This window comes from Symmachiella macrocystis, from assembly GCF_007860075.1.
Lineage (GTDB): Bacteria > Planctomycetota > Planctomycetia > Planctomycetales > Planctomycetaceae > Symmachiella > Symmachiella macrocystis.
This window is the reverse complement of the sequence record NZ_SJPP01000001.1, coordinates 317,372-343,364: the sequence shown is the minus strand read 5'-3', so window position 1 is coordinate 343,364 and position 25,993 is coordinate 317,372. Positions and strand designations below refer to the sequence as shown.

General features: G+C 55.6%; 23 protein-coding genes. 16 read left to right on the top strand and 7 right to left on the bottom strand.

Translation table 11 applies throughout. The features are described from left to right. The first annotated feature begins 121 nt into the window (after window positions 1-121). Complete coding sequence (locus CA54_RS01355; RefSeq protein ID WP_146369082.1) at window positions 122-1,045, top strand: hypothetical protein; 924 nt, start codon at window positions 122-124, stop codon at window positions 1,043-1,045. 4 nt (window positions 1,046-1,049) lie between these two features. Here CA54_RS01355 and CA54_RS01350 read toward each other — a convergent pair whose 3' ends face one another. After that, complete coding sequence (locus tag CA54_RS01350) at window positions 1,050-2,816, bottom strand: FHA domain-containing serine/threonine-protein kinase (RefSeq protein WP_146369081.1); 1,767 nt, start codon at window positions 2,814-2,816, stop codon at window positions 1,050-1,052. A 637-nt stretch (window positions 2,817-3,453) separates the two neighbouring features. On the opposite strand from CA54_RS01350, the gene CA54_RS01345 reads away from it, so the two are divergent. Then, on the top strand, window positions 3,454-4,626 hold the full coding sequence (locus CA54_RS01345; protein WP_146369080.1) for a peptidase: 1,173 nt from the start codon (window positions 3,454-3,456) through the stop codon (window positions 4,624-4,626). 178 nt (window positions 4,627-4,804) lie between these two features. On the opposite strand, the gene CA54_RS01340 is transcribed toward CA54_RS01345, so the two are convergent. After that, entirely contained in the window at window positions 4,805-5,638 is an 834-nt protein-coding gene (locus CA54_RS01340; protein WP_146369079.1) for a DUF1571 domain-containing protein, read from the bottom strand. Window positions 5,639-6,323: 685 nt separating this feature from the next. Beyond that, a complete protein-coding gene (locus CA54_RS01335; protein WP_146369078.1) occupies window positions 6,324-7,853 on the bottom strand; it encodes a HEAT repeat domain-containing protein in 1,530 nt (509 codons plus the stop codon). An 815-nt stretch (window positions 7,854-8,668) separates the two neighbouring features. On the opposite strand from CA54_RS01335, the gene CA54_RS01330 reads away from it, so the two are divergent. Further along, window positions 8,669-9,613 carry a histone deacetylase family protein gene (locus CA54_RS01330; RefSeq protein WP_146369077.1) on the top strand — a complete coding sequence of 315 codons (945 nt, stop codon included), beginning with the start codon at window positions 8,669-8,671 and terminating at the stop codon, window positions 9,611-9,613. A gap of 28 nt (window positions 9,614-9,641) precedes the next feature. On the opposite strand, the gene CA54_RS01325 is transcribed toward CA54_RS01330, so the two are convergent. Together CA54_RS01325 and CA54_RS01320 are read right to left on the bottom strand one after the other, a co-directional pair. Further along, complete coding sequence (locus tag CA54_RS01325) at window positions 9,642-9,881, bottom strand: biotin/lipoyl-containing protein (protein ID WP_146369076.1); 240 nt, start codon at window positions 9,879-9,881, stop codon at window positions 9,642-9,644. Window positions 9,882-9,955: 74 nt separating this feature from the next. Next, window positions 9,956-10,300 carry a rhodanese-like domain-containing protein gene (locus CA54_RS01320; RefSeq protein ID WP_197532114.1) on the bottom strand — a complete coding sequence of 115 codons (345 nt, stop codon included), beginning with the start codon at window positions 10,298-10,300 and terminating at the stop codon, window positions 9,956-9,958. 147 nt (window positions 10,301-10,447) lie between these two features. Here CA54_RS01320 and CA54_RS01315 point away from each other — a divergent pair, with 147 nt between their 5' ends. From CA54_RS01315 to CA54_RS01260, 12 genes are all read left to right on the top strand, one after another. Beyond that, window positions 10,448-11,443 (top strand): Gfo/Idh/MocA family protein, encoded by a 996-nt coding sequence (locus tag CA54_RS01315; protein WP_146369075.1) that lies wholly within the window; start codon window positions 10,448-10,450, stop codon window positions 11,441-11,443. Window positions 11,444-11,737: 294 nt separating this feature from the next. Further along, on the top strand, window positions 11,738-12,370 hold the full coding sequence (locus tag CA54_RS01310) for an RNA polymerase sigma factor (protein ID WP_146369074.1): 633 nt from the start codon (window positions 11,738-11,740) through the stop codon (window positions 12,368-12,370). A 73-nt stretch (window positions 12,371-12,443) separates the two neighbouring features. Further along, window positions 12,444-13,130 (top strand): phosphate signaling complex protein PhoU, encoded by a 687-nt coding sequence (gene phoU, locus CA54_RS01305; protein WP_146369073.1) that lies wholly within the window; start codon window positions 12,444-12,446, stop codon window positions 13,128-13,130. A gap of 236 nt (window positions 13,131-13,366) precedes the next feature. After that, window positions 13,367-14,224 (top strand): pantoate--beta-alanine ligase, encoded by an 858-nt coding sequence (gene panC / locus CA54_RS01300; RefSeq protein WP_146369072.1) that lies wholly within the window; start codon window positions 13,367-13,369, stop codon window positions 14,222-14,224. Window positions 14,225-14,268: 44 nt separating this feature from the next. Beyond that, complete coding sequence (lgt, locus tag CA54_RS01295; protein WP_146369071.1) at window positions 14,269-15,357, top strand: prolipoprotein diacylglyceryl transferase; 1,089 nt, start codon at window positions 14,269-14,271, stop codon at window positions 15,355-15,357. Window positions 15,358-15,621: 264 nt separating this feature from the next. Beyond that, window positions 15,622-16,197: an RNA polymerase sigma factor gene (locus tag CA54_RS01290; RefSeq protein WP_146369070.1), complete on the top strand. Its 576-nt coding sequence runs from the start codon at window positions 15,622-15,624 to the stop codon at window positions 16,195-16,197. A 153-nt stretch (window positions 16,198-16,350) separates the two neighbouring features. After that, window positions 16,351-17,862, top strand: a complete 1,512-nt coding sequence (locus CA54_RS01285) for an anti-sigma factor family protein (RefSeq protein WP_146369069.1) — start codon at window positions 16,351-16,353, stop codon at window positions 17,860-17,862. 154 nt (window positions 17,863-18,016) lie between these two features. Beyond that, the gene (locus tag CA54_RS01280) at window positions 18,017-19,330 is read left to right on the top strand and encodes a PQQ-binding-like beta-propeller repeat protein (protein ID WP_146369068.1); all 1,314 of its coding nucleotides are present in this window, start codon (window positions 18,017-18,019) and stop codon (window positions 19,328-19,330) included. Between the two features lie 102 nt (window positions 19,331-19,432). Further along, window positions 19,433-20,230, top strand: a complete 798-nt coding sequence (locus CA54_RS01275) for a ComF family protein (RefSeq protein WP_146369067.1) — start codon at window positions 19,433-19,435, stop codon at window positions 20,228-20,230. 57 nt (window positions 20,231-20,287) lie between these two features. Further along, complete coding sequence (locus CA54_RS29070; RefSeq protein ID WP_197532112.1) at window positions 20,288-21,439, top strand: DUF502 domain-containing protein; 1,152 nt, start codon at window positions 20,288-20,290, stop codon at window positions 21,437-21,439. Window positions 21,440-21,627: 188 nt separating this feature from the next. After that, a complete protein-coding gene (hemC, locus tag CA54_RS01265) occupies window positions 21,628-22,560 on the top strand; it encodes a hydroxymethylbilane synthase (protein WP_146369066.1) in 933 nt (310 codons plus the stop codon). A gap of 67 nt (window positions 22,561-22,627) precedes the next feature. After that, entirely contained in the window at window positions 22,628-23,470 is an 843-nt protein-coding gene (locus tag CA54_RS01260) for a phytanoyl-CoA dioxygenase family protein (RefSeq protein ID WP_146369065.1), read from the top strand. A gap of 1 nt (window position 23,471) precedes the next feature. Here the strand turns inward: CA54_RS01260 and CA54_RS01255 are convergent, their stop codons facing one another. Continuing rightward, window positions 23,472-23,756, bottom strand: coding sequence for a hypothetical protein (locus CA54_RS01255; protein WP_146369064.1), 285 nt, complete (start codon window positions 23,754-23,756; stop codon window positions 23,472-23,474). 56 nt (window positions 23,757-23,812) lie between these two features. After that, entirely contained in the window at window positions 23,813-24,085 is a 273-nt protein-coding gene (locus CA54_RS01250) for a hypothetical protein (RefSeq protein ID WP_146369063.1), read from the bottom strand. 179 nt (window positions 24,086-24,264) lie between these two features. On the opposite strand from CA54_RS01250, the gene CA54_RS01245 reads away from it, so the two are divergent. After that, window positions 24,265-25,887 carry a sulfatase family protein gene (locus tag CA54_RS01245; RefSeq protein ID WP_146369062.1) on the top strand — a complete coding sequence of 541 codons (1,623 nt, stop codon included), beginning with the start codon at window positions 24,265-24,267 and terminating at the stop codon, window positions 25,885-25,887. The last annotated feature ends 106 nt before the right edge of the window (window positions 25,888-25,993 follow it).

Below are 25,993 nucleotides of genomic sequence, written 5' to 3'. Positions count from 1 at the left end.
TAACGCTGCACCAAATCAGCTGTAGTCTCGGAAAGGTAACTTGCCGCAGTGGCCGTAAGCTATGCTATAAAAATGCCCCACAGGCCGGAATTCCGCTCCCTCGTCGTAGGCCCCAATCCCCATGACCGATGCTTCGGCCAAAAAACCTCCGGAACGCCGCACAAATTACCGGCAGTTGTTCTCCTTTGCCGTTTGCTGTGGCTTGATCTGTTGGATCATTGAGTACCCCATTCAGCCGGTTTTCGCCGCTGCGAATCAAAATACGTTGCTGATTGGCAAGCAGGCACTGTCGCAGGATTCCTATATGATTCCCATTGCGCCGGTGAGTTCGTTTGGCGGGATGACTGTTGAGGAAATCCTGCGATTGCGCGTCAAAGCGGTCTGGCAACAACCGCTGCTGATTGGCATCAATTATCGGCCGTCCGAAGCAGTGTTTTGCCGCCTGCGCAGCCGGTCTGCTTGGCGCGAATTGCCCGGCGAATCCCAGTCCGTGAGTGACGCTGAGCCTGAACTGTCGGCCGGGTCGGAGTATGTGTTGAATCCCTATTTGCTGGTAGCGGCGAAACTTGCTCCGCCGCCGGTCGAGCCAAACGTCGATGCTTCGGCTGGGCAGCTGTTTCCCATCTCGTTGTCTTGGGAATCCAATCAATGTCGCGCAACAGCAGTTTATGACGTGAGTAGAGACTTGCGACATTCCGAACGCTTGGACGTGGAACCGGTCTCGCTGGATGAAATTTCGCTACAGCTAGTGGGCATGAACGCGCGGGACATGAATCTGAATTATGCAGCCATCTTGCCCAACGAAGCGAACGGCGTGTGGCTGCCACAAAAACTGTCTGAGGCGGTGCTGATTGAACAATACCTGCGGCATGATCCGCACTGTGGTGCACCGGGCGGCTGCAACGAAGTCAGTCCGCCGCAAAAAGAATTCACCGGGCTGCGGCTTACGGACTTACCGGCGCGGATGACGATTCGCCTGTGGAGAGATCGACCTGAGTCTCCGGATGCAGCACCCGAGATGCGGTTCGTGCTTGAGTTCCGGTAATCGACTACCGTGCGAGAAACCACCACCAGGCGGTTGCGGCGGCGGCTCCGACTGCGAGGCTGGCTACGATGGCCGGCCAGGTGATGCGGGCCGACTGAGGTTGTTGGGCGGTGGTCATAAAGCGGAACCGCTGCAACTTGCCGAACGTGAGTTCATCCCCTGATTGGATCGCATGGGACTCGACCGATTGACCGTTGATTTGGATGCCGTTTTTACTCCCCAGGTCGGTGACCGTCCAATGCTGTCCATCACAGCGAAATTCGCAATGCCGGCTGGAAACACCCGCCCCGTCGATTGTGATGTCGCAACCTTCGTCACGGCCAACCACCAGATACGGTTGATAGAGCTTGATGGGTCGGCCGCCAGCTTGGGATGTCAAATAAGCCGGTGCAAATGTGGCTGATGCGATCGACTGTGGCCTGGACGAGGGAAACGGTTGCGTGCCCTGTTGTGGCCTGGACTTGGCTTTCATGTTAATGGTCGGAATTTTTGAGGCGGTATACGAGTCCAGCGGGTTGACGAGTGAAACGGCGGAGCGCCGCGGTCGCGTTTCGCCGGGAACACCAGTATCGACCCCCGCTTGCAGATGCTGGCTCGAGGAATCCAACATCATCCGTCGCGCCATCGAACTGGAGGAACTTGCCTCGGCTATTTTTCGTCGTCGTTGCTTGATCGCAGAGACCCGGCGCTGGGCGTCCTTACAACGCTCGACCAGCATGGCCGGAAAATCGAACGGGATCAGTTTGCGTTCGGCAAATGGCTCAAGCGCGGCTTTGACCTCAGCGGCGGTTTGAAACCGTTCGCCGGGATCTTTGGCCATCATCTTTTCGACGGCGGCGATGACCGGTTCGGGGAGCGACGGTACGAGCTCACCAATCGATTGCGGTGTTTTACTCAGATGCGCACGTAGTTTTTCCGGCGTGGTCTTGAGTGGAAACGGCACCCGGCCGCTGAGCAGGAAATACAGCGTGCACCCCAGGCTATAAAGGTCGGCGCGTGAATCGACCGCATAACTTTCGCGGGCTTGTTCCGGCGGGATGAAGTCATCGGTCCCCAAGCAATCATGGCCGAAAATCATCGCCAACGAAAATTCGTCTTCGTCGTTGCGGGTCAGCGCCAAACCAAAGTCTAAAATCTTCACCGTGCCCAATTTGTCAACGATTAAGTTCGACGGCTTGATGTCGCGGTGCACGAGTCCGTTGCTGTGGGCATGTTGCAGACCGGCCGCGGCCTGGCAAATAAAATCGCACGCTTGCGGAAACGAGGTGGGACCAGCCAGCTCTGACCATTCCTGCAGATTGATCCCCTCGACATATTCAGTGACGAGGAAGTCGACATCGCCAGTGTGTTCGGCCTTGTAGGCGTGGACGATGTTGGGGTGGTCGAGTTTTTGGCCGGCGCGGACTTCCAGCTTCATGCGAGCCTGCATATCGACAATATGCTGATGATGCTCTGAAAGAACTTTGAGCGCGACGACGCGGCCCGATTGCAGGTCCTCAGCTGTATAGACCCAGCCCATACCGCCGACACCGAGAATTTCCAGGACCTTGAAGTTGCCGATGAAAAAACCACGATAGCGGCCCTGCATCAAGCGGTCTGCTTGAAACCGCGAGAGCACCCCATTGAGCACCAGAGTCTTAGCGGCTTCGAACCCCGATGGCATTTCCTGGAGCTTTAACTTGCGCACCACCGCATTGAATTGCGCAGGTGGCAGCAATTCGCTCTTTTCGAGCAACTCCAAAAACGAGTTTGTCAGAAGCTGCGACGCCATTCTTCCCTCGCAAATAACAGCTGGGCTGAGCACATAGTACCGCTATCAGGATACCGATTGCGAGTACAAATTCGCACTAGAATAACGATCTCAGGGAAGATCATTAGATTTCGGCACATCCCTGAAGAACCGTCCAGTTTCCGACGATCAGCAACGAATACAAACTTGGGGTTTACCACTACCTGCACGGTCGTCGTTTTTTTGTCGGCCCACAAATGGCAAAACCACACGAAACGCCGCGGGAGACCTGCTCGTTGACCGACCGTGCAGCGCCCCACTTAAGTAGTGGGACTTACATAGGTAGTATTATACACCAATTTCACCCGGTGTGTACGCCGGAGGCGGTCTCTATCCGCGTCTTTGGGGCGCTGTCAGTTCAGACGAAACAGTTGGGCGGTCTGGGGAACTGTGCCACAAACTGATTGGATCACCTACCTTGGGGCGATTCGTCTAGCGGGTTGGACACTCTTAGTTTTGGCTGGAATGGCTTGGGTGGTCAGCGGTTGTTACAATGACACACGGCCTTTTGTGGAGGGTACGCCCTGTTCCCCTCAGGCTGACCGGTATCAAATCCCCTCAACGTTCGTGGGTCATGGCGTTTCAGGCGTCGGCCTTCCTTTCAGGTGGAGATCAACCGATGACGCGAAAACCGGCAACTTTGACGGATGTGCGTCCCCCTGCTAAGCGACCGACATTGACCGAGTTAGCAAACGCTCTCACACCCCTCCGCGAAGAGGTGCTGGCCAACCTGGCGATGTTGGCCCAGATCCCCGTTTCGGACGGCGTGGAATCACAGCGGAGGCGTTATCTGCTCGATCGCCTCGTCGCCGCTGGGCTCCCCGAGGCGAGTTCGGATGCTGCAGGCAACGCGATCGGATTTTTACCGGGAAAAACTGGTCTCCGCACCGTAATGCTGGTAGCGCACCTGGGCACCCCGATTTGCCATGCGACGGAGCCAGACGTCGTTATCGAGGCGGATCGCATTGTGGGTCACGGTGTGGCTGACAACTCTCTTGGCGCCGCGGTGATGTCCATGGTCCCTTGCTGCCTTAAAGAATTGGGCATCACGCTGGACTCGAACCTGCAACTTATCGGCTCGGTCCGATCGCTAAAACGGGGCCACGACGAGGGACTTCGATACGTTCTTGATCATGCAGAACGGCCCAGCGATTTCGGACTGGTGTTGGAAGGCATCAGGTTGGGACGGCTCAGTACGTTCGCCACTGGCACGGTTCGCGCGGACATCATCTGCAATATCTCTGGGGATAGCGGGAACGCGTTGATAGTCTTAAACCGGATCATTGACCGTCTGCTGAAGATCGCAATGCCGACGCGACCGTACACCAAGATTCGATTGGGGCAAATCAAGGCGGGCGAGTTGTATCACGTGGAACCGGTCTACGGTGAGTTGGGACTGGAAGTCCTCAGCGATTCCAGCGAAGAGTTGGACCGGATTGTGGGCGAGATCGAGGAGATTGTTGCGGAATCCTCAGCCAGCAGCGGTATCCAGACCCGTCTGGATTGCTTTTTCCGACGCGAACCGGGCGGAGTCCCTTTTTCGCATTCTCTTGTTAAATCCGTGGTCGATGTGATGTCGCAACTCGACATTCAACCCGCCCAGGACGATCGCCCCTCCGAGTTGTCGGAGTTTATTGCCGCGGGGATCCCGGCGGTGACTTTGGGGATCACTGACGGCCAAACGCATTTGCGCCGGCCAGATTTTGTGATGATCGAACCGATTCTCACCGGCGTCGCCCAGATTATCGGCGTGCTGCTGGAAATGGATCGTGGGGCGTGCGACGAACATTAAGACATCGTTCGTCGCGACGCATACTGCCGTCGCGTTTCACCTTGTTTGCACCCGGCCGTAATGGCACGGGCGCAGCTTTCAGGCAACCGTGATTGGCTAGGGGTTGCTACCGATTTCCACCTACAAACACTTACCGAAGTGCGACCAGATCCACAACACAATATGCGGGTGCACCGCCTTAGAAGTTGTACTGAGGATTGCGACGATCGAAATCGGCGTCGCGAAGTCCGACGTTGGTCTTGATGTTGGAGTAGGTGAATTCCTCGACGATCGGCGGTTGTTGTCCAGCGCGGCTGGGCCAACCGTACTGTTCCACACGGACGAGCAGTTTGGATTTTTTATCAACATAGACGCGGGTCATATGATACGTGAACTGCCGGCGCGGCGTGGGGTGGCTGCATTCAATCGCCATGCAGTCGACATTGCCCAATTTGGCGCTGTTGTAGTATTTGACGGTCGATTCGCCAACTTTGGATTCGCCTTCCCACTGCGCGATGACTTTGTCCACCATGTTTTTCAGACCAACCTTGGTGATTGGATAGCGGTTTTCCTTCATCACTTCGCTGGCGGTCGGAGCAAAAGTGAGCGTACCAACGAGCGACGCGATGCCGCTGCCTTCATGAACGACTAATTGGTTGTTATTGCGGCCGTTGACGTAAATCACTTCGCGACCTGCAGCGTCCTTGTTTTGGAAGAAAAAGTAGACGCTGAAAGGTTCCTCGCGAAATTTCATTCGCATGGTTTGCGACAACAGTTGGCGGCCGCCGCGGCCCAGGCGTTCCTTTTTCGAAAAGGTCGCGGTGTAGTCCTTAACGCCATCGAGTGCTTTGCGGCTTTGACGGACGATTTTTAGCGGCTTGACCAGCGGGTGCTCTTTCGGGGCCTCCTGACCATGTGCTTCACATGTGGCCATCCCCATGATGCCAGCGGTGATTGCTACGGCAATCGTGGCCCGAGACGCTAAGAGTTGTACTAAGAAACCAGAAACCCGCAACTGCCTAAACTGTCCCATGAACACACCTCGATCAAAATGATCATTCAAGCCGATGGAGTGGTTTGAGCTGCCGAGAAATTCAAATTTCCCATCCGCCCACCACAAGAAAGTATCCAAACCGCAACTTCAATTTCCCCTGTCGCCGAATTGACAGGAATTTCAAATGCCACGCAAAAAACGGAGTTTTGATTTTGAGATAAACGCGTCCCTCAACTCATCCGAGCTTTTTGCTTCGCGGCAAAAAAGCCTTACTCGTTTTCGGCAAATTTTGGCCAACTGTTCAACTGGAGCATAACCGCGCTGCAAAGTGACCCTAATTCTAAAGGTTGACAATAGTCGTGCCAACCGAACGTCAGGTATGTCACACTGGGCGGTTAATCTCAGAAGCGAGGCGGAAGATAGTCGATTCACGCCGGGTCCTGCCAGCCCAATTCCACAGAAACCGCTGTTTACGCAAACGGTGACCGAGCCAAACTCATCGTGTGGATGCGCACGCGGCAAAAAACGGCGACAGGCAGCACCGTCAGAGCGGGATTTTAGAAATTACCTGCAATTCCCCGCCGGAAATATGCCGCCGTTTCCCTAAACCTACGTCCTGGCGAGAAAATCTCCAACGAAGCGTTGATCGCAAAGTATCGCAAAAGTGGCGCAGCGAAAGCGGAAGTGGTGCGGTGGCAGCGGTGTGACAGCAGCAGGGCGGCGATTAATTATTCGCATCCGTATTGCTTGCGGTCGCACTCGAGATGGTGCCGGGAGCGCGGGATTGGTCGTCGCTGATGATTTCCTGGAAGGAATCGTGCACCTTGCGACTTTGCGGCGTGTTCGCCTGTATCCATTGCAAAATGGCATCCTGATCCTTGGAGTCAATTGGTTTTTCCACGAGGATCGAAAGGATCAACGGCAGTACCTGACCATACGCGCTATTGACCGTTTGTTTGATCGCCCCGTTCAGGCCATCCTTGTTGCTCAGGCCATGTCCACGCTCAATATTTGCCCGTGTATCCCCTTTAAACGCCAGATACAGGTTGTAAAAACTTTTCTTCCAGGCGACGTAATCTGGTTTCTGTTCATTTTTCACTGCATTGGCCGCCTCTTTTTGGAAGGCGTCGGCCATTTCCTGAGCGAGGGCGGCGATTTCAAAGGCAATCAGCCGTACGTTGATCGTGTTGTCCAATGAGAGCCGCCCCAGGGCTGCTGCGGCTTCACTGCGAGACCGATAACCTCGTTTTTTGTCCGCCAGTGCTTTTGTGAGAGCATTGACAACGACCGGTGTGCGATCACTGCCATTGATGATTCCCAATCTGCCAAGTTCTTCGGCAATGGTGGTGGCAAGCTCGTCGTTTTTCGGGTCGCCGTTTTGCAGCTCATTGACAAAAGCGGTAATAATATCGTCGCGTAATTTTTCGGGTGGCTGACCATCCCGAATCACTCGTGCTAAGCCCCGCACTGCGGGAACACGCACGACACCGAGTTGGTTTTCCTGTCCCAGAAAATCTAACAGCGGTTCTGTCACTGCCAATAACGGTACTGCAGGTTTGTTATTTTCTTCCGGGGTTTCGTTCAATTCGGCCAGTAGCACAGCCGCATTCAGCCGAGCAACCATATGGTACTTAAATAATTTGGGGGTTTCCCGCACAAGAGTGTCGACATACGCCTGGAAGATGGTTGGGCTAGCTTTGCGGGCGCGATCGACGTCACGAAGCCATTTTGAGCGCATGGCTCCAATTTGTTGTTGTTGGGCATTGGCGGTCAAATACTTTCGCAGCGTGAATTGCGATAACCGCCACTGCACGTATTTATCGAAGTTTTCGCGGTCCTCGGCGGATTCGAAATTTCCCCGGTTGAACACGGAGAGGAAGTCTCGTCGTGCATTGTCCGTCGCGCGTTTGCCTCCGTCTCCAAACTGCACGATCCATTCTTCATCGCTCGAGGCGCCCGGCGGGAGGACCGCGGGTGGCTTATACCCATAGGGTAACTGCGAGTCAGGTTTTTCCTGCTCTGCAGTCGCGGGGCTTTCAGCCGGAGCCGAATCCGCTGGCGTTCCGTCTGCTGCCATCAGCTGCGTCGGTCCGAACGCTGCTGCGATGGGCATCACCACCGCCATGGCAGCAACCGATAAAATCGGGGCCAGAAGGCGGGATCGGCGACGGAGTTGTAAACACATGGTCGGTTGATCGTCCCTGTTGACCATGCGGTTGCTAATTCCGGTCTCTTCGTTGAGTACTCGATTCATGTGTCGATTCAGTCGGGGCACGTTTAGAGAACCTAAGTAGTGGCTGAGTCTTCGAATTCTTTCTCAGGCACAATTCATGCAACACGTCGGTATCGCTGACATATTACCGCAAACACGCACAACATCCGACTGTTACGAAGGATGCTGCAGTTCGGCCGATAACCGGTCAAAGCTGACATTCTGATATTATGCCGGAGATCAATGGCCAAGAGTAGCAAATTTGCAGTCTCAGAGTCTTTTTTCGCAGGAATGATCGATTCGCAAGGATTTCATGAAGACCATTAGGCCGCGATCAATCGACCAATTCCACCTTACCCAATGAAAAGTGACCGAAAAATAACTCGGTTCCGAGGACATAGCCCTCTTAAGTCGGATGGCGCAAAAAATGCGAAATAAGGAATGACGTGGCCCTCGCCTTGACGGCGACCCGCAATGAAATGACTGAAAACGATAAAGAATAACAACAGTAATGAAAATCTACGTTATCACCGCAGAGTCGGAAGTGTCAAGTTGATTCCCTAAGAGAGCCACTAAAACTTTGGGACAAGTTTGCTGAAGTTCTGATTCTCAGGACGCAGCAGGCTGTGTGTTGACCATATCCCTTGGCAAACCCCCACTTCCATCCCGGCCTCTAAAATGACTCATTTCCAGTGCTGGAGACCAATCGTTTTTTCCAGTTATCGTGGCTGGATCGATTGTCCTGCCAAGCAAAATTCCGGATACTCTTAAACGTCTTAGCAATAATTGAGCATACGTCATACAACAGTAGGCGTCGGCTCTGAGCCGAACCGATTCTAGAATCGAACTCCCTCGCCATGCCTTTACTCTACACTGATCCGCTGTTTCTCGAACACGAAACCGGCCACCATCCGGAGTGCCCAGAGCGATTGTCGCGCATTCTGGAGAACATTGACGGATCAGAACTCAACAAACGTTATACGCGGCCCCAGTTCAAAGCGGCGACTGGTGAGCAAATTGCCCGCGTTCATAATTCAAACTACGTCCAATTGGTTTCAAAATTCGCTGAAAAAGGGGGCGGCCGTATCGAGGCGGACACCGTGGTCAGTCCCCAGTCCTACGACGCCACGCGCTTGGCATGCGGCGCGGGAATTGCCGCCGTCGATGCGGTGCTGACCGGCGATGAGATCCGCGCAGCCTGTTTGGTCCGTCCTCCGGGACATCACGCCTTACGGCATCAAGCTATGGGTTTTTGTCTATTCAACAACATTGCTGTCGCCGCCAAGCATGCAGTGGAACACCATAAGCTATCGCGTGTGTTGATTGTGGATTGGGATGTGCATCATGGCAACGGCACACAAGCGACGTTTTATCGTTCGGAAAATGTGTACTTTCTCTCCATCCACCGGCACCCGTTCTATCCAGGCACGGGGACCGAAGACGAGACGGGTGAGGGTCCCGGCCTGGGAACAACGATGAATCTGCCGATCGAATTCGGTACGTCGCGGGATGATTATTTTTCCCGCTTTCAAATCATGATCAAAGATATTGCCGCCCAGTGCCGGCCGGAACTGGTGTTGCTCAGCGCCGGGTTCGACGCGCATCGGCTCGATCCTGTTGGCTCGCTGGGATTAGAGACTCACGACTACATCATGCTGACACAACTGGTCGCCGACATCGCCAACGAATACGCCGATCGACGGCTGATCAGTTTCCTCGAAGGGGGCTACAACCTGGAGATCCTCCCCGATTGTGTGCGCGTGCATCTTGAGACATTGGCCGGCGATGCAGAGGGGATTTGACGAAAACGGCCTGGACCACGGGAAGTGCTTAGGCGGGGTGGATTTTCCCCAACGTCTCTCCTTCGGCAATCGACGCCCCTTCGCGAACATCAATAGCAGCCAAGGTCCCATTGCAACTGGCTGAGATGTCAAACGTCATGCCGGGCAGCATGACTTCCACCAAGCGGTCCCCGGCGAGCACCTCCTGGCCAACATCGACAAACCAGAGGCTCACCTGCAGCGGTTGACCTTCGAGACCGAGTTGGGGGACAACGATCGCAACGGCCATTTGTCCTGCCCTTTGCAATTTCTAAGAATGGTCGATCAACGCAGGGGTACCGCTTCGCGTGTCGACCGATTGCGTTAATAGCGGGTCAGCGCGGTGTCAATCTCCATCGCCCATTGGTCAATGCCGCCGGCCATGCTTTTAACGTTGGCAAAGCCTTGTCCGTGTAGCCATGTGGCCACCTGCAAACTGCGGCCGCCGTGATGACAGTGGATGATGATCTCGCCATCCTGATGCGGTTGCAACTCAGTAACGCGATCTTGAATTTCACTCATCGGCACCAACGCTGCTTCGGTGATATTCACGAGTTGATGTTCGTCTGCTTCGCGGCAGTCGAGAAAGAAAAACTCATCACCGCCATCGAGTTTGGCCTTCACGACGGTGCAACTGATTTCTAGCGGATGCAATTCCGGTTGTGACATAACAGACGACTCTCGTAGGATTTTTCTGCGGAATAAATTTCAACACGGGGCGATCCCCCAACGGTTGCGATCTTAGGCCGGTCCGATACAAATGACAACGCCGGACGCATCCTGCCGTACCCCGAGTCATCCTCATTGGAATCGCCGATGGACAGACAACAGCTGCCGTTAACACCTCCGGTCAAAGTCGCCTTGATCGGCTGCGGTCAAATTGGCCGCCTGCATGCACAACGGTTGGCCCGCGATCCCCGCGTGACATTGGCCGCATTCTGTGACCCGCTCCGCGACAACGCTGTGCAACTGGCGGAGGAGTACGCAGCCGACAGCCAAGTCTTTGACGACTTCGCAGCCTTGTTGGAGTCGTCAATCCCATTGGACGCAGCCGTCATCTGTACGCCGACGCAGTTGCATTTCGAGCAGACGACCGCCTGTCGTGCGCGGGGGTGGCATGTACTGTGTGAAAAACCGTTGGCCGAATCGCGGGAGCGGATTGTCGAGATGATCGACGCAGCCGGGGCGGGGGGGCCGTTGCTGTCGGTTGCCTATCAACGCCGTCACTGGGCGATTTATCAAATGCTGCGCCGCGAGTTGCAATCGGGCCGCTGGGGACCGATCCATACGGTGACATTCGACTTGGCCGAACGTTGGCAACAAACCATCGGCGGCACGTGGCGCGACAGCCATGAACACAATCCCGGAGGGTTTCTGGGCGATGCGGGCAGCCACAAAGTGGACCTGTTGTTTTTTCTCACCGGCCTTAAACCGGAGGAGGTGTACGCCGTCAGCCATCGTCATGGCAGCCATATTGAAATCGTCACGGCCATCGCCGGGAAACTCACAAACGATGTGACATTGAGCATGACGCTGACCGGCAATGCTGAACATTATCACGAAGATATTGTGATTTATTGCCGGGACGCTGATTTGATCGTCAAGCAAGATCGGTTGTGGCGTGCGGAGAACAATGATCTGCAGGAAATCCCCATCAACGAGACCTGTTCGGATCCAGATCGCGGATTCGTAGATTGTTTGGTAGCGGGGGCGGCGAATCCGGCGCCGGCGGATTGCGCGCTGCCGGTCTTTGACTTCACTGCGGCAGTCTTGCGCTCGGTCACAACCGGCCGGATGGTCCGTTGTGAATAGAACCCGGTTCAAAACCTGGTTGCGTTTGTTCCGGTAACTGACAGCCCCGTATCAGCGGAACGCACCCGAGGGTTTTGAAACAACTTGACGGGAATGCTCAAAACCTGTTGTCAATTTGCCGTCGTTCGGGATAACATCCAACTCGGTAATCCGCGGACGCGCGGCGGCCCACGTCATGATGAGAACCCGTTTCAAAACCCGGTTGCGCTTGTTCCCGAAACGGTCAGATCAGTGTCAGTGGGATGCGTCAGTGGGTTTTGAAACTGCTTGTAAACAGATCCAGGAGCGAATTGCATGTCCGACTCCGACGCACAACTTGTCGAACGCGTAAAACAGGGGGATACCGATGCGCTGGGGGAATTCATTGAATTGCGTCGCATGCAGTTGCTGGCATTCATCAACCGCAATGTCAGTTCCGCATTGGCCAGCAAAGTCGAACCGAACGACCTGCTGCAGGAAGTGACGATTCATGCCCTACGCGGTTTGCCGGACATGGAATTCAAAGACCGCGATCCGTTCAATTGGTTGTGCCAAATTGCCGAACGTCGAATTATCGACGCGCATCGAAAATACATCGGCGCACAAAAACGATCGGCGAACAAAGAGGTCTCGGGTAATTCGCCGGTGGGCGGTACGAGTTCCACGACGGGACAAGGGGGACTGATCGACATGCTGGTCGTGACCATGACAACGCCCAGTCAGGCGTTCTCCCGCGATCAGCGCGAATTCAAATTGCAAGAAGTCCTCGCCACGCTCCCGGCGGAAAGCCAAGAGGCACTGCGTTTGCGGTATGTCGAAGGTCTGCCGACCAAAGAAATCGCGCAAAAAATTGGCAAGACCGACGGTTCTGTCCGCGTGCTGCTCAGCCGCTCGTTGAACAAACTACAAGATCTACTCGGCCCGGACGCCAACCCCATGGGGCGGTGATTGCCCTGTTTGCGGGAATCGAAGTTTACTATTCGCAAGGACGATACATTCCTTCGCAAGGACGGACGTTTCATTGTCCAGACATCTCACACGGGATTTGGAAACCCTGCACCGCAACATGCTGCTGATGTGTGGTATGGCGGAAGAGTTGGTGCATAAGTCGCTGGCGGCGCTGCAGGAACCCGATTCGGCTGTTTGCCATGATCTGGTCACGCAAGACGATGCCATTGACGATTTGGACGTCCGCTTGGAAGAGGACTGCCTGAAAATTCTGGCGCTGTATCAGCCGGTTGCCGACGATCTGCGGCGGATTACCACAGTGTTAAAAATCACCGGTGAGTTGGAACGTGTGGCCGATTTGGGCGTGAATATCGCCGAGCGGGCCGCCAGTCTCGCCTCGGGTCCGGTGGTCACGATTCCCGAAACACTGGAGCGAATGGCTGGCGAAGCGTTGTCGATGCTGCACGATAGTATCGATGCGCTGGTCCAACTCGACAGCCACTTAGCGCGCCGCGTTTGCACACGGGACGAGACCGTCGACGAGTACAATCGCAACATCATCCAGGAACTGACCGAAACGATGAAGCGGACTCCGGATCTGATCGAACCAATGATGCATCTGTTTTCGGTCTCGCGCCACGTCGAACGTGTTGCCGATCATGCGACGAATATCGCCGAGGATGTGATCTATCTGGTAGAAGGAGAAATCGTCCGCCACCGGCCGGAAATCGGAGAGTCGCCCGACAGCGACGATGCATAATCCACGCCTGTCTGCTGCTCACCCCTGAGGTTTCACCGTCAGGTCTCGCCTTAAACGTCGCAAACCGTTAAAATTTCGGCGGAAATCCTCAGGACTTGGTCCCAGCGCATCATGAGGGGGCCGGTGGCATCCCCCTAAAAATTGAGACAAGCGATGGAGTGACTGGGAATACTTAAATCGCAAGCATTATCGGTGAAGGCGGAGACAGAAGGTTGGCTGCTACGGATCTGCAAACAATGAACATCGCAAAATCGATCGCCGACGTGCGAGCGGCGGTTGCTGTTGCTCGGCGCGCGGGGAAGAAAATCGGTCTGGTGCCGACGATGGGCGCACTGCACGAGGGCCATCTCAGTTTGATGCGTGCCGCGCGGGAGGAGTGCGATTTTGTGGTTGTTTCGATCTTCGTCAATCCCACCCAGTTTAGTCCGCGCGAGGATCTGGAACGCTATCCGCGGCCGATTGAAGCGGACCTGCGGGGCTGTGGTGAGGAAGGTGTCGACCTCGTATTTCATCCCGATGTGCCGACGATTTACCCGGCCGGCGACCAGACGATTGTCGAAGCAGTCGAGCTTTCGACCATTGTGGAAGGGGCGCATCGGCCGGGACATTTTCGCGGCGTCACGACGGTGGTCTTAAAGCTGCTGAACATCGTTGCGCCCGACGTCGGCTATTTCGGTCGCAAGGACTACCAACAGCAATTGATCATTCGCCAGATGTGTCGCGATTTGGCACTGCCGGTGGAAATTACCACCTGCCCCACCATTCGTGAGCCGGACGGATTGGCGCTGAGCAGCCGTAACCGCTATCTCAGTGAATCGGAACGGGAAACGGCGCTCTCCCTCAGCCAGTGCCTACAATTCGCTTGCGATCGGGTCGCAGCGGGGGAAACCGATTTAACAGCCCTCCGTCAGGAGATGGTACAGCGGATGCAACAAACTCCCGGCATTGAGTTGGACTATGCAACCATCGTTGATGCGGAGACGTTGAAGGAGGACGCACAACCAACGGCGCGTCTTGTGGCGCTTATTGCGGCTCGGGTGGGGACGACGCGGTTGATTGATAATATGGTCATTGAGCCAACGAATACTCCGTAAGCAAAACCAGATTTTTCAGACTCTCGGACAAGGATACACGCAGGATGCGGCAAACACTGTTCGTCATTCGATTTGATGGTGAGATTCCGCTGGGGTCGCTGGGCGACCTGCCGGTCTTCGGTCTAGGGTTACTGCTCGCGGTCTGGGCTGTGATCGGCGCGAGCTTACTCTATGTCCGTTATCGCGAAACCGAGTCGCTCGTGCCTTCGCTGTACGGGGTTGGGTTGTGGACAGCGGTTGCGTTAGCCATTTTTTACGCCCCACACCAACAGCGCTTAGTCGGGATCCCGATTTTTGGCTATGGGTTCATGTTGTTTCTTGGTTTCGTGTTTGCGACGACCATCGCCTCGTACCGCGCGAATCGGCAGGGATTCCCTGAAAGTGCCGTCTGGGATTTGACCTTTTGGGTCTTCTTGTGCGGGATCGGCGGCGCGCGATTGTGGTACGTGATTCAATACAGCGAGCGGTATTTTGGACCGGGCAAGAATCTGGCCAATCTGATCAATCTCCCGGACGGCGGATTGGTCTTTTACGGCGGACTGCTGGGCGGAGTTTTGGCGACGGTGATCTATTGTCGCGTTAAGAGTATTCCGCTGCTGAAACTGGGAGACATCGCCATCACGTCGGTGTTTGTGGGAATGATGTTTGGACGCATGGGATGTTTTCTCAATGGCTGCTGTTGGGGGGATGCCTGTGCACTCCCTTGGGCAGTGACCTTTCCGCCGGAGAGCGTGCCTTTCATGGCCGAAGTGCAGCGCGGGATCATCTTCCCCGACGCGGCCGGCAGTCGACCGCTGCATCCGACGCAAATCTACAGCGCGATCAACGCCCTCGTCTTGGCGGTGCTGACGTTTTGCTATTATCCCTATCGCCATAAGGATGGTGCGGTCTTGGCCGTTGGCTGGTTGGCCTATCCGATATCGCGGTTTACGATCGAGTTTTTACGAAACGACGAGGGGGGCAAATGGGGGACGCCGTTCACGCCGGCGCAGCTCTTTAGCTTCGGGTTACTGGCAACGGCATTGGCCTTTTTATGGTACGTCACCCGCCAACCGGAACGATCGTTTCAACCGCCGCAACCGACCCCGCTCAATTCAAAACCACAAGTAAAGTCAACCGCCAGCCCGGCATGAACCCAGCACGAACATAGTGGGGGCGGGGAGCGGTCTTCCCGGCAAAACCTGTGACTGAAGGCGGAGTTGGTAATCGCCGTGGAGTACTGACGACTCGATCTGCAGCGAAAAACCGGCCAACATATCTACTGATTGGGCCTGCGGTTGTGTAAAATCGTCGGTTTACGCGTATAAACGTCAGACGCAGGTGTCACAATTACTTCACAAAACTGTGGATTTAGGGAACTTTCCGCCGCCTCAGGGCGTCACATTGAACGGAAGACCGTGAAACAGGACGACCGAGAACTGATTGCCGATTGTCTCAGTGGCCAAACGCAGGCGTTTGGTGCGCTGGTGGAGCGCTATCAGGACCGGCTTTACAACAGTCTTGTTTCTGTGGTTGGATCCACGGATGAAGCGCTCGATGTCGCGCAGGATGCCTTTGTACAGGCCTTTGAAAAATTAGATTCATTCCGAGGCGATTCGGCTTTTTATTCTTGGTTGTTTCGCATCGCTCTCAACGCGGCTGTTTCCCGCCATCGCAAGAAACGACGTGCGACCGTCTCGATAGACGCCGCACGGGACAACACGGGACAGGAACCGGCCGACACACACCCACAAGCATTCCCCGGATTTGCACTCGAACAGACAGAACGACAACTTGCCGTCCGGACCGCTCTCGCCGAACTCCCAGAAGATTTTCGCACAGTTTTGGTCCTCAAGGAAATTGAGGGCATGAAATACGAACAGATTGCTGAAACGCTCGATTGTCCCGTGGGAACGGTTCGCAGCCGCATCCACCGCGGGCGGATCGAATTACGAGCAAAACTTCAGCGCATACTCAAGGACGAAGAAGTTTGACAGGAAACGTCCTACGCAGAACGGCCTATTTTATTTGAAGGGGTGAGCAGCGGTTTTTAACAGTCGGGTCGAGGGCAATGATTCCCCGGCAGCTGTGGCCGCGAATGTCTCACAGAAAATCGACGTGCCTGAGGCACATGTGATCGGTGCGGTATGAACGACAAAATATCCGAAGAATTGCTATCCGCGTATCTGGACGGGGAACTGTCGCAGAGTGAGCGCGCGGATGTGGCGCAGCTGTTGGAATCCTCTCCCGCTGCGCAGCAACAACTGGCGGACTTCCAAAAGCTCTCGCAGTGGATGCAGGAGCTGCCCCCCGCGCAGCCTCCGCAAGGATTCGCGCAAGAAGTCCTCCTCCAGGCGGAACGACGTTCATTGCTGCGCGAACCGACCCCTCCGGCCCCCGTGACCACGACCCGGCGATCCTGGCTGAAACCAACATTGGGAATCGCCGCCGCCGCAGCAGCTGTGGTGTTTCTGGTCCGCGCAGTGCCCGCCCCCCAACCGGTGCAGCAGCCCATGACAGAAGCGATAGTCGTGGAGGATATGGACAATCATCAGATGGAGGCCGAAACCGCTCCGGCCGAAGCTTTGACGACGGATGCCCAATCGGATCTAAAAACAGTTTCCCGGAATGCGGCAACCGTTGCATTACCAGCGATCAATAGCGGACAAACCGCTGACGCTGAGAAATTCATTGCGACGGATGAGGCCGACACGATGCTGCGGCAAAGCAAGCAGCCCGCGATAAAAAAAGACAAATTGGTGAGATTGCCCGCCGGTCAAAAATGGAACCGTAGCCGAATCGGCGAAGTCATCCACATGACGGAACTGGACGAGTCACAAGAGCAAGTGGCGGTTTTCAAGGCGGTTGTGGTCAATATCGATCAATGGATCGGTGGCACGCAAGTGGATGTCATTGGCTTGGAAGGCGCGCCCGATACGATTGCCATCCATCTAGAAGGCTCGCCGGAGGAATTGGCGGATCTTGTCGCCAATATCAACGACGATGGCGGCCAATTGCTGGACCTGGAGGCTGGCCAACCGATTCTCGTTGCTCAACTCTCCACCAAAGAGCAGGCCCACTTTGGCGCCTCTGGCGGTGAGCAAACCGATGATCGTGCTGACGATGCGCTATCGGTTCCCCCACAGTTTGGCAGCCGAACCTCTCCGCAGTCGCACATCCCCAAGGATGTCCCTCCCCCCGCACTAGGTTCGAAGAAACGATCGATCACGCGCAAGAATGAGACCGCAAAGGAAAGCCGTGGCGAGGGGCAAAGCGATGGGAAGCAAAAACCGAAGGCTTCGAGATTGGAAGGGAGCCAAATTGTTGGCCGCGCAATCGCCCGGCAAACAACACGAGCTCAAGTCACAGCCGTTCCCGAGGCTTTGCAATCACAGATTCCGGCAGGCACGGTCGACATTGAGAAAACGCCCAGCAAACCTGCAGTCCCCTCTTCGAGTGAAGAATTAGCGGACAAACCTGCCATTAAACTGGCCGAACAGGAAGCCATCGGCGTGGACAACGCTGAAATCAAAAAGCAAAACGCTGACGCGCCGCGACGTGTACGCATGATTTTACTCGTGCGGCAGCAATCGCCGGCGGCAAAAAAAGTCCCAGCCCCACCCGCGAAAAAAGCGGGGGACGGCGGCGGGGCTGCTTGATTTCGAGGCCTGCTGCCCGCTGCACGCAAACGGTGGTTGGCTTGGCACGCCATGCTGCGTATGATGCGGGGGTCGCGCGCATGGCCGGGAATTGGACATGCATCGCTAGAATCAGTTTGTCCAGCCCGCTCATCACACCTCCGGGAGTTCCTCGATGCCCTGCCGATTTGCCGTCGCGCCGACGACTTGCCTATCCTTCTGCTTTGCGGTCCTGCTGTTCGTGATCCCCATCCGCTCCAGTTTCGCCGAAGATTGGCCCCAATGGGGTGGGCCGCACCGGGATTGTGTTTGGCGCGAAGACGGGATCGTCGAGTCCCTCCCGCCGGGACCATTGCCGCGCGTTTGGTCGACTCCCTTGGGAGAAGGCTACAGCGGCCCGGCCGTGGCGGACGGACGGGTATTCGTTACCGATTACCAACCGGCGGACCGCCAAGAACGCGTCCTCTGCTTGAACGCCGAAACGGGCAAGGTTCTGTGGCAGCACGCTTACGACGTCCGCTACACAGTCAGCTATGCCCATGGCCCGCGGGCGACGCCGGTGGTCGATGGCAATCGTGTCTATACAATCGGCACGCAGGGAGACATGTTTTGCTTTGACGTCGAACAGGGAGAAATCCTTTGGAAAAAGAACTTCGTCGAGGAGTATGGGACCGCACTGCCGAACTGGGGTATGGCGGCCTCGCCGCTGGTCGATGGCAAACAATTGATCACCCTCGTCGGGGGCAGCGACGGCGCGTGTCTGGTCAGCTTTGACAAAATGACCGGCCAAGAACTGTGGCGGGCAATAGATGATCCGGCCGTGGGGTATGCTCCGCCGGTGATTTATGAGTTCGATGGAGTGCGGCAACTGATTGCTTGGCACCCCACAGCCATCACGTCTCTCAATCCAGAAACCGGCGAAAAATACTGGGAGTTCCCCTTCGATGTGCGCGTAGGGCTGACGGTGCCGACGCCGAAACGTCAAGGCAATCGGCTATTCGTCACTGCGTTTTACAACGGACCGCGGATGCTGGAAGTTTCCTCCGATCCCCCAGCGGCGAAACTGCTTTGGCAAGGAAATAGCGACAGCGAAAAAAAGACCGACGGCCTGCATTCGATTATGCCGACGCCGATTTTTACAGAATCGCACATTTACGGAGTCTGTAGTTTTGGACAATTGCGCTGCCTGGACGCCGAACAGGGAGATCGTGTTTGGGAGACATTTGAGGCGACGGGGGAAGACCGTTGGTGGAACGCGTTTTTGATCCCCCACAAGGACCGCGTGTTCATCTGCAACGAACAAGGCGAATTGATCATCGCTCGTTTGACGCCGGAGGGTTACGAAGAACTGAGCCGCGCAGAATTGCTCGAGCCAACACGCAAAGTCCGCCGTCGCCTGACAATCTGGTCGCACCCGGCCTTTGCGATGCAGAGCGTTTTTGCGCGGAATGATAAGGAAATCGTGCGGGTCAATTTGGCGGCTGAGTGAATCTTGAATTCTTTTTAGCCACGGATTAACACGGATGGACACGGATAAGAAATAAAAAAAGAGGATTTCCTTACTGGTTACCGGCGTGGGTTGGGGGAATCGATGGCATCACGATCAGAAATGCAAACGCTGAGATCTCGTCTGCCTGCGGCAGTCTCGGGGGCGATACAGGGCTTTGGGCGGTGCGCAGTAGATTTTGTTTATCCTCGCCACTGCGCCGTTTGCCAGACGGCCCTTCCGGAATCGCTGACGTGTCGTGCTGAGATTTGTGACGGTTGTCGACGTGACTTGTTGAGCAATGCGGGGGTGTCTTGTGATCGTTGCGGGGCGCCGATTGGACCGTATGTGGATCCGGCGCGTGGCTGTAATTTTTGTGTTCGCCAAAAGTTCGCCTTCGAACGGGTGATACGGTTGGGGATTTATGAGGATCAATTACGGCAAGCCTGTCTGGGAGCCAAAGGGGGGCGACAACAGGCATTGGCGGCGGGGTTGGCGGAATTGCAATGGGAGCGCCGAGTAGAAGCGTTTCGAGATACGCCGATTGACGTCGTCGTCCCGGTGCCTCACTTCTGGTTGCAACGCTTGTCCCGTCTGCACAATCCAGCGGAAACGCTCGCTGGTGTCTGGGCACACAACTTGAAGGTCCGTAAGAGTGACCATATACTTGTGAAGGCCAAATGGACCAAGCCGCAACGATCGTTACCGGCCGACCGGCGTCGCGAAAATGTGCGAAAAGCCTTTAAAGTCTGCCGTCCGGAAGAAATTCAAGGGGCGACGGTGCTGTTGGTCGATGATATTATGACGACCGGCGCCACGGCGCACGAAGCGGCGCGGGTTCTCAAACAAGCGGGTGCCGAGCGCGTGATTACAGCGGTCGTTGCCCGCGCCATGCGGAATTGATCGGCGACCGTGTGGCGCTTTGGAACAGTGAAAAATCAACCAGCGAGGCGGTTGCGCATGACCGAAGATGGAGCACGGATTAAAAAGAAATTGCCCAAAGGGGCCGCGACGCGCGTCTTCCTCCGCGGGCTGTCGATCAGTCTGCCGCCGATTTTGACGTTGGTGATCTTGCTGTGGGTCGGCCAAGGACTCAATACGTACATCATCCAACCGATTGGCGATGGTGTGCGATGGACCATCGCCAGTACGGTCAACGAGATTCGGCAAGAGCGGGAGCTGCTCCCCAGCGAAGAATTGCCGCCGCTTCCTACAATCGGAAACCGCTACCGCATTACACCGGGCCTGCAAAAAAAGATTCCCGAAATCGACAAGTTGATTGCCGAGAAGCGCGCTGCTTCCCCGGCAGGCAAGCGGGTGGATCAGCGGCATCTGTGGGAAACCATTATCCGCGAAGATACGGCAGAAAAGGACTTTGCCTACAACAGCGATGCACTCTCCAAGAACATCTACATCCCCATGGGGGGCGGGTATATTCCGCTGCACGTCTATGCGACCGTGGAGCGACAGGTCGGTCCACTAGCCATGCCGCCGACGGCGATCGGGGCGTATATGGATTACGTCACGACGCAATACTTCTACAGTTTTTGGCACCTGAGCGCGCTGGCGATTTTGCTCACCGTAGTGGGTGTTTATTTCGTCGGTCGATTGATGACGGCCCAGTTGGGCTCTTGGGTCGTGCACAAAATTGAAACGAAAATCCTGGCCAGGCTACCGTTGATCCGCAATGTCTATTCGTCGGTGAAGCAGGTCACCGATTTTCTGCTGACCGAAACCGAAGTCGAATACAGCCGGGTTGTGGCCATCGAATATCCCCGCCGGGGAATCTGGTCGTTGGGTCTGGTGACGGGCGAAAGTATGCTGGATATTGCCACAGCTGCGGGGGAACCAATGATCAGCGTGCTCATCCCCAGTTCACCAATGCCGGTGACGGGCTATACGATGAACGTGCCCCGCAGTGAAGTGATCGACCTGGACATCTCCGTTGACGAGGCCTTCCAATTCTGTATCTCGTGCGGCGTACTGGTTCCCGGACGTCAACAAGTCACCCCTGAAGTGCTCAAAAAAGCATTCGGCAAACAACTCCCCTCGGCGCTGCCGGCGATCAGCGACAGCGGTACAATTTTGACCGGTCCGCCCAAAACCGAGTAACGCGAATCAGTTTGTCGTGAATCGATTACGCGGTCGGTTGCTCCACAGCGCTGCATCGACGACACTGGCGGGAAACTGTCATTGTTAATATTGCAACGCCCGTCTTCGTTTTATTACGAAGCCCGAGTTCTTTTTTTGCAGAGCCCGTCTTCTTTTTTGCAGAGCAAAGTAGATCGAGACCCGACCTCGTGAGTGAGACACCGCCTATTCGGATTGCCACACGTTCCAGTCGTTTGGCGTTGTGGCAAGCCCATCATGTGCAGCAACTGCTCAGCGCCGCTGCGCCCAGTACGAGCATCGAAATTGTGCACGTGTCGACCATTGGCGACCGCGACAAATCGGAGCCGCTCTCCAGCCTGGGCGAATTCGGGGTCTTCACCCGTGAAGTGCAAAAAGTGGTGCTGGATGGCGATGCGGATATCGCCGTGCATAGCCTCAAAGATCTGCCCACCGAAATGGTCGCCGGGCTGACGCTGGGAGCGATTCCCCCGCGCGGCGCGGTGCATGACGCGTTGTTGCTACCCGCTTCACGCCGTGGTGGCGCTCTAGATGACCTGCCCGAAGGCGCTATCGTGGGGACCGGCAGTATGCGCCGCCGCGCGCAATTGTTGCACCAGCGAACTGATTTGAAATTTGCCGAAGCACGGGGCAACGTCGAAACCCGTTTGCGCAAACTCGATGAGGGCGAATTCGACGCCTTGATTCTAGCGGCAGCCGGATTGATGCGGCTGGAACTGGCCGAACGGATCGATTGTGAGTTGCAGCCACCGGTAATGTTGCCGGCCATCGGTCAAGGGGCATTGGGCATCGAATGCCGCAGCGACGACGTCGTTGCGCAGGAAATACTGGAAAAGATCAACGACTCGGCAACCCAGCAGGCGACGACTGCGGAGCGATCTTTGTTGCACGAACTACGCGGGGGCTGCCATGCCCCGATTGCTGCTGCAACGAGTCTGCAAAATGATCAGCTGGAATTAACAGCCGTTGTACTCAGTTCCGACGGCCAACAACGACTGATGGCGACCGCCATGGGTGAAGATGCCGTGGCTCTGGGGATCGCTGTTGCCGGCGACTTGCGCACGCAAGGGGCTGATGCGTTGATTACAGCTGCGGAGTTTTGAACGGCGCTGCTCGCAGCAGCTATGACAGACGGGAGTCTGCCCTATGGTTCTTTGGGGGATTGACGCGATGCACGACCGACCGCTGGAGAGGGATTGGCGGGCACTCGACCTCGGGGCCCAGATTCAGCACCTGGAAGTGGAAGGCTTTTTGGTGCTGCCCGATTTGTTGGATGCGGAGCACATTGCGCGGCTCAATCGTGAAACGCGCGAGCTGGACACCTTTGCGGTTGATTACAGCGTGCATCAACAAGTCTATCCGAATGTGCAATTCGCCGGCCCGGCAATCACCGAGTTGATCGCGCATCGGCCGACGCTTGAATTTCTCACGGCCTTGTTCGGTGATGAGATCGTGATGATGGATTACGGCTACGCCCGCTCTGCTCCCGGGCATCCAGGGATCAGTCTGCATTGTGACGGGCAGCCTTGGGGTTCGGAGATTTTTGGCTTTGAGCACAGTTGCCCGCGACTGATTCGCGTGCTGTATTATCTCGATGACCTGACGCCGGAAGTCTCGCCGTTTCGCGTGGTGCCGCGCTCGCATTTGTCGCTACATGCCGATGCGAATCCCTATTTGCGATACGAAGGACATCCCGAACAGGTGATGGTGACCTGTGACGCGGGGTCGGCGGTGTTGTTACAGCAGAACGTCTTTCACGGCAATTATCCGAACACCGGCGATTTCGCCCGCGAAATGTTGGCGATCGCCTATCGCCCCGCGTGGGCCGGACCGGCGGGGGAGGTGCGGGAGTGGGACGCCAGCGAATTGGCAAACGTGCCGCCAGAGGTCCGGACACTGATGACCGGCCGAAATCGCCGCGTCTGGTTCCCCGAAGGGGGAAACAAACCAGCAGGCATGCAGGACACAGCGACGGGAATCAACCCCAGCCGCTGGGGACGGGCGGAGGAGTAGGTTACTCCTCCGGTTTGCCAACGTCGACTTTCGACCAGTCGACTTCGGAGTCCGAGTCGGACAAGTCCGCTTGAATTTGGGCGTACACCTGCTGTGCCTTTTCGAGTTGTTCTTGCCGCACAATGATATCAACGCGACCTGGAGCTTCGGCGCGAAAACCGGCGGTGATGCCGCCGGTCGTCGAGGCTTCGACACCATGACCGGCCAAAGCGGCAACGATCATCGCCGCTTCGGTTTCAGCGTACAAGCTAGCGAGGACTTGCGGTTCGCGGGGATCGGTGGTCATACGGTTGAAGCCTTATTAAATCATTGGGCGAAATGACTAGCCGACGAGCTTCCCGGTTACTCCTCCGGTTTACCAACGTCGACTTGCGACCAGTCGATGTGTGATTTTTCTTCTTGGATTTCAGCGTACGCCTTTTTGGCAGCTTCGAGATGATCCTGGCGGACGACAATGTCGACATGCGTCACGCCTTCGACCGGAATACCAGCCGGATCGCCGCCACCGCAAGAAGCTTCAATACCCCGTTCAGACAAATCAGCCACAATCATCGTCGCTTCAACTTGGGAACGGACCGTTGCGAGAATTTCAGGTTCCAGGGGGTCGGTAGTCATGCGAGAATTTCCCTATTCATATTTAAATTCGGTGATTTCATGTCGTCGCCAATGGCGCGTTGTATATTGTACGTCGCTGGTGGTCTATGTGACAACATTACCCCGGAGTTGAACCTTACTCGGAAGTGGGTAGTAGAAAATTAGGCTCTTGCATTCGTTTTTTTGAAGTCCGCAAAAGCTTGTATTTCTTATTCATAATCGGTGAGAAAGCTGTCATAATCGCAATGAACACCAGAGGGCTGTCTCTGCCACTTGAGTCAAGTCTTGTTTCCTATCAGCTTGAAATGCTTCGTCAGGCAGCATTAGCGAGCCTGGAGTGCCACACTACACTTAATAAATGGGATGGGGCCCTCGTGCAAAACACTCCCACCCGGAACATCTTGTGGATCTGTGCCGACGATTTCTCCTGCGAAGCGTGCCAGCCATACGGAAATCGCATTGCGCAGACACCCCATATCAACCGGTTGGCTACGGAAAGTGTTAGATTTGATCGTGCCTACTGTACAGCTCCACTTTCAACACCCTCTCGCCAATCGTTTTTGACTGGTAAATTCCCCTGGTCCATCGGTGTCACGCTGTCACCGACTCCACTTCCAGATTACGAACTGACAATTGCCGATCGTCTGAGACGCCATGGATATCACACTGCCGCATTTGGTAAAACGCATTACTATGCTGATTTGAAACATCGCTTCGACAAGGCAATCGATCATAGAGACCATGCAGAATGGCTTGAGACGCACGGGGAATCGTCCTTGCCGCCGAGTACGCCCAACGGCAAGGTCTTGCCGGATTGGCGTCCGTTCTTTGACCCAGCAGCCGTCTGGCTGAATAGCATGGTTTGGCCTTACGCGGCAAGCGACGAGCAAATGTACGGCACGTACGTTGCCCAATCAGCCGTAGAATTCCTTTCGAAGCCCCCTGTTGAGCCATTTTTTGCGTACGTCGCTTTCCATGAGACGCACTCGCCATTTCATTTTCCGGTCAATTTTGAATACCGCTGCAAGCCTGAATGTGTTGAACCACCCGAACCACGCGTTGAACATTCAAAAATCCCGGAGATATTCGAGAGCCTGACCTGGAAAGAAAAGCAGGGCATCATTGCGTCCTACCACACCTGTGCGTCATACATGGATAAGAACATCGGTTTGATTCTCGACGCTTTGAGAAAATACAAGCTTGTCGAAAACACACTGGTGATTTTCACTAGTGATCATGGATACTTGCTAGGGCAGCGCGGCCGGTTTGAAAAACATTGTTGCTATGAGCCGGCAGTCCGCGTCCCGTTCCTTCTCCGAGTGCCCGGCGACACCGCTGGCGGAGCAGCGTGCGATAAACTGGTGTCGCTCGTCGATATCGTCCCCACGCTGCTGGATTTCTGTGATATCCAAATTCCCCGCGAGTTGCCCGGACGGTCGCTGTGGCCGTTGGTTATCGGCGAAACGTCGGATTGGCGACGCGAACTGATTTCACATTACGCGTACAACGAGGAAGCCTGCCTTGTGGAGGAACAGTGGAAGCTGGTCTATGGTACGGGAGCATGTTATTGGGATGATGGTTACCAGTTACGAAACCCCGTATTCGGACCAAAGTTCGAACTCTATGATCTCAAAAACGACCCGGACGAAGTAATCAACCTCGCTGAAACCTCCAAAGAACAGCAACGTGCAATGCGGATGCTAGAATCGCTTGAAGAGGCGATCTTAAAAACACATATCAATCAAAATGCCATCGCTAGCCGAGGGGGCTCCTTGTTCGAACGGCTCAATGCATGTTTGGCGCCCCCTGAGATTTTGCTATGAAATGGCTTCACCTTCGAGGTATTGTTTGAGTGCCATTAACCGTTAACGTGTTTCGCGTGCAAGGATGCATCGGATAGACGGTCTCAAGAGATACGCAAGGCACTGA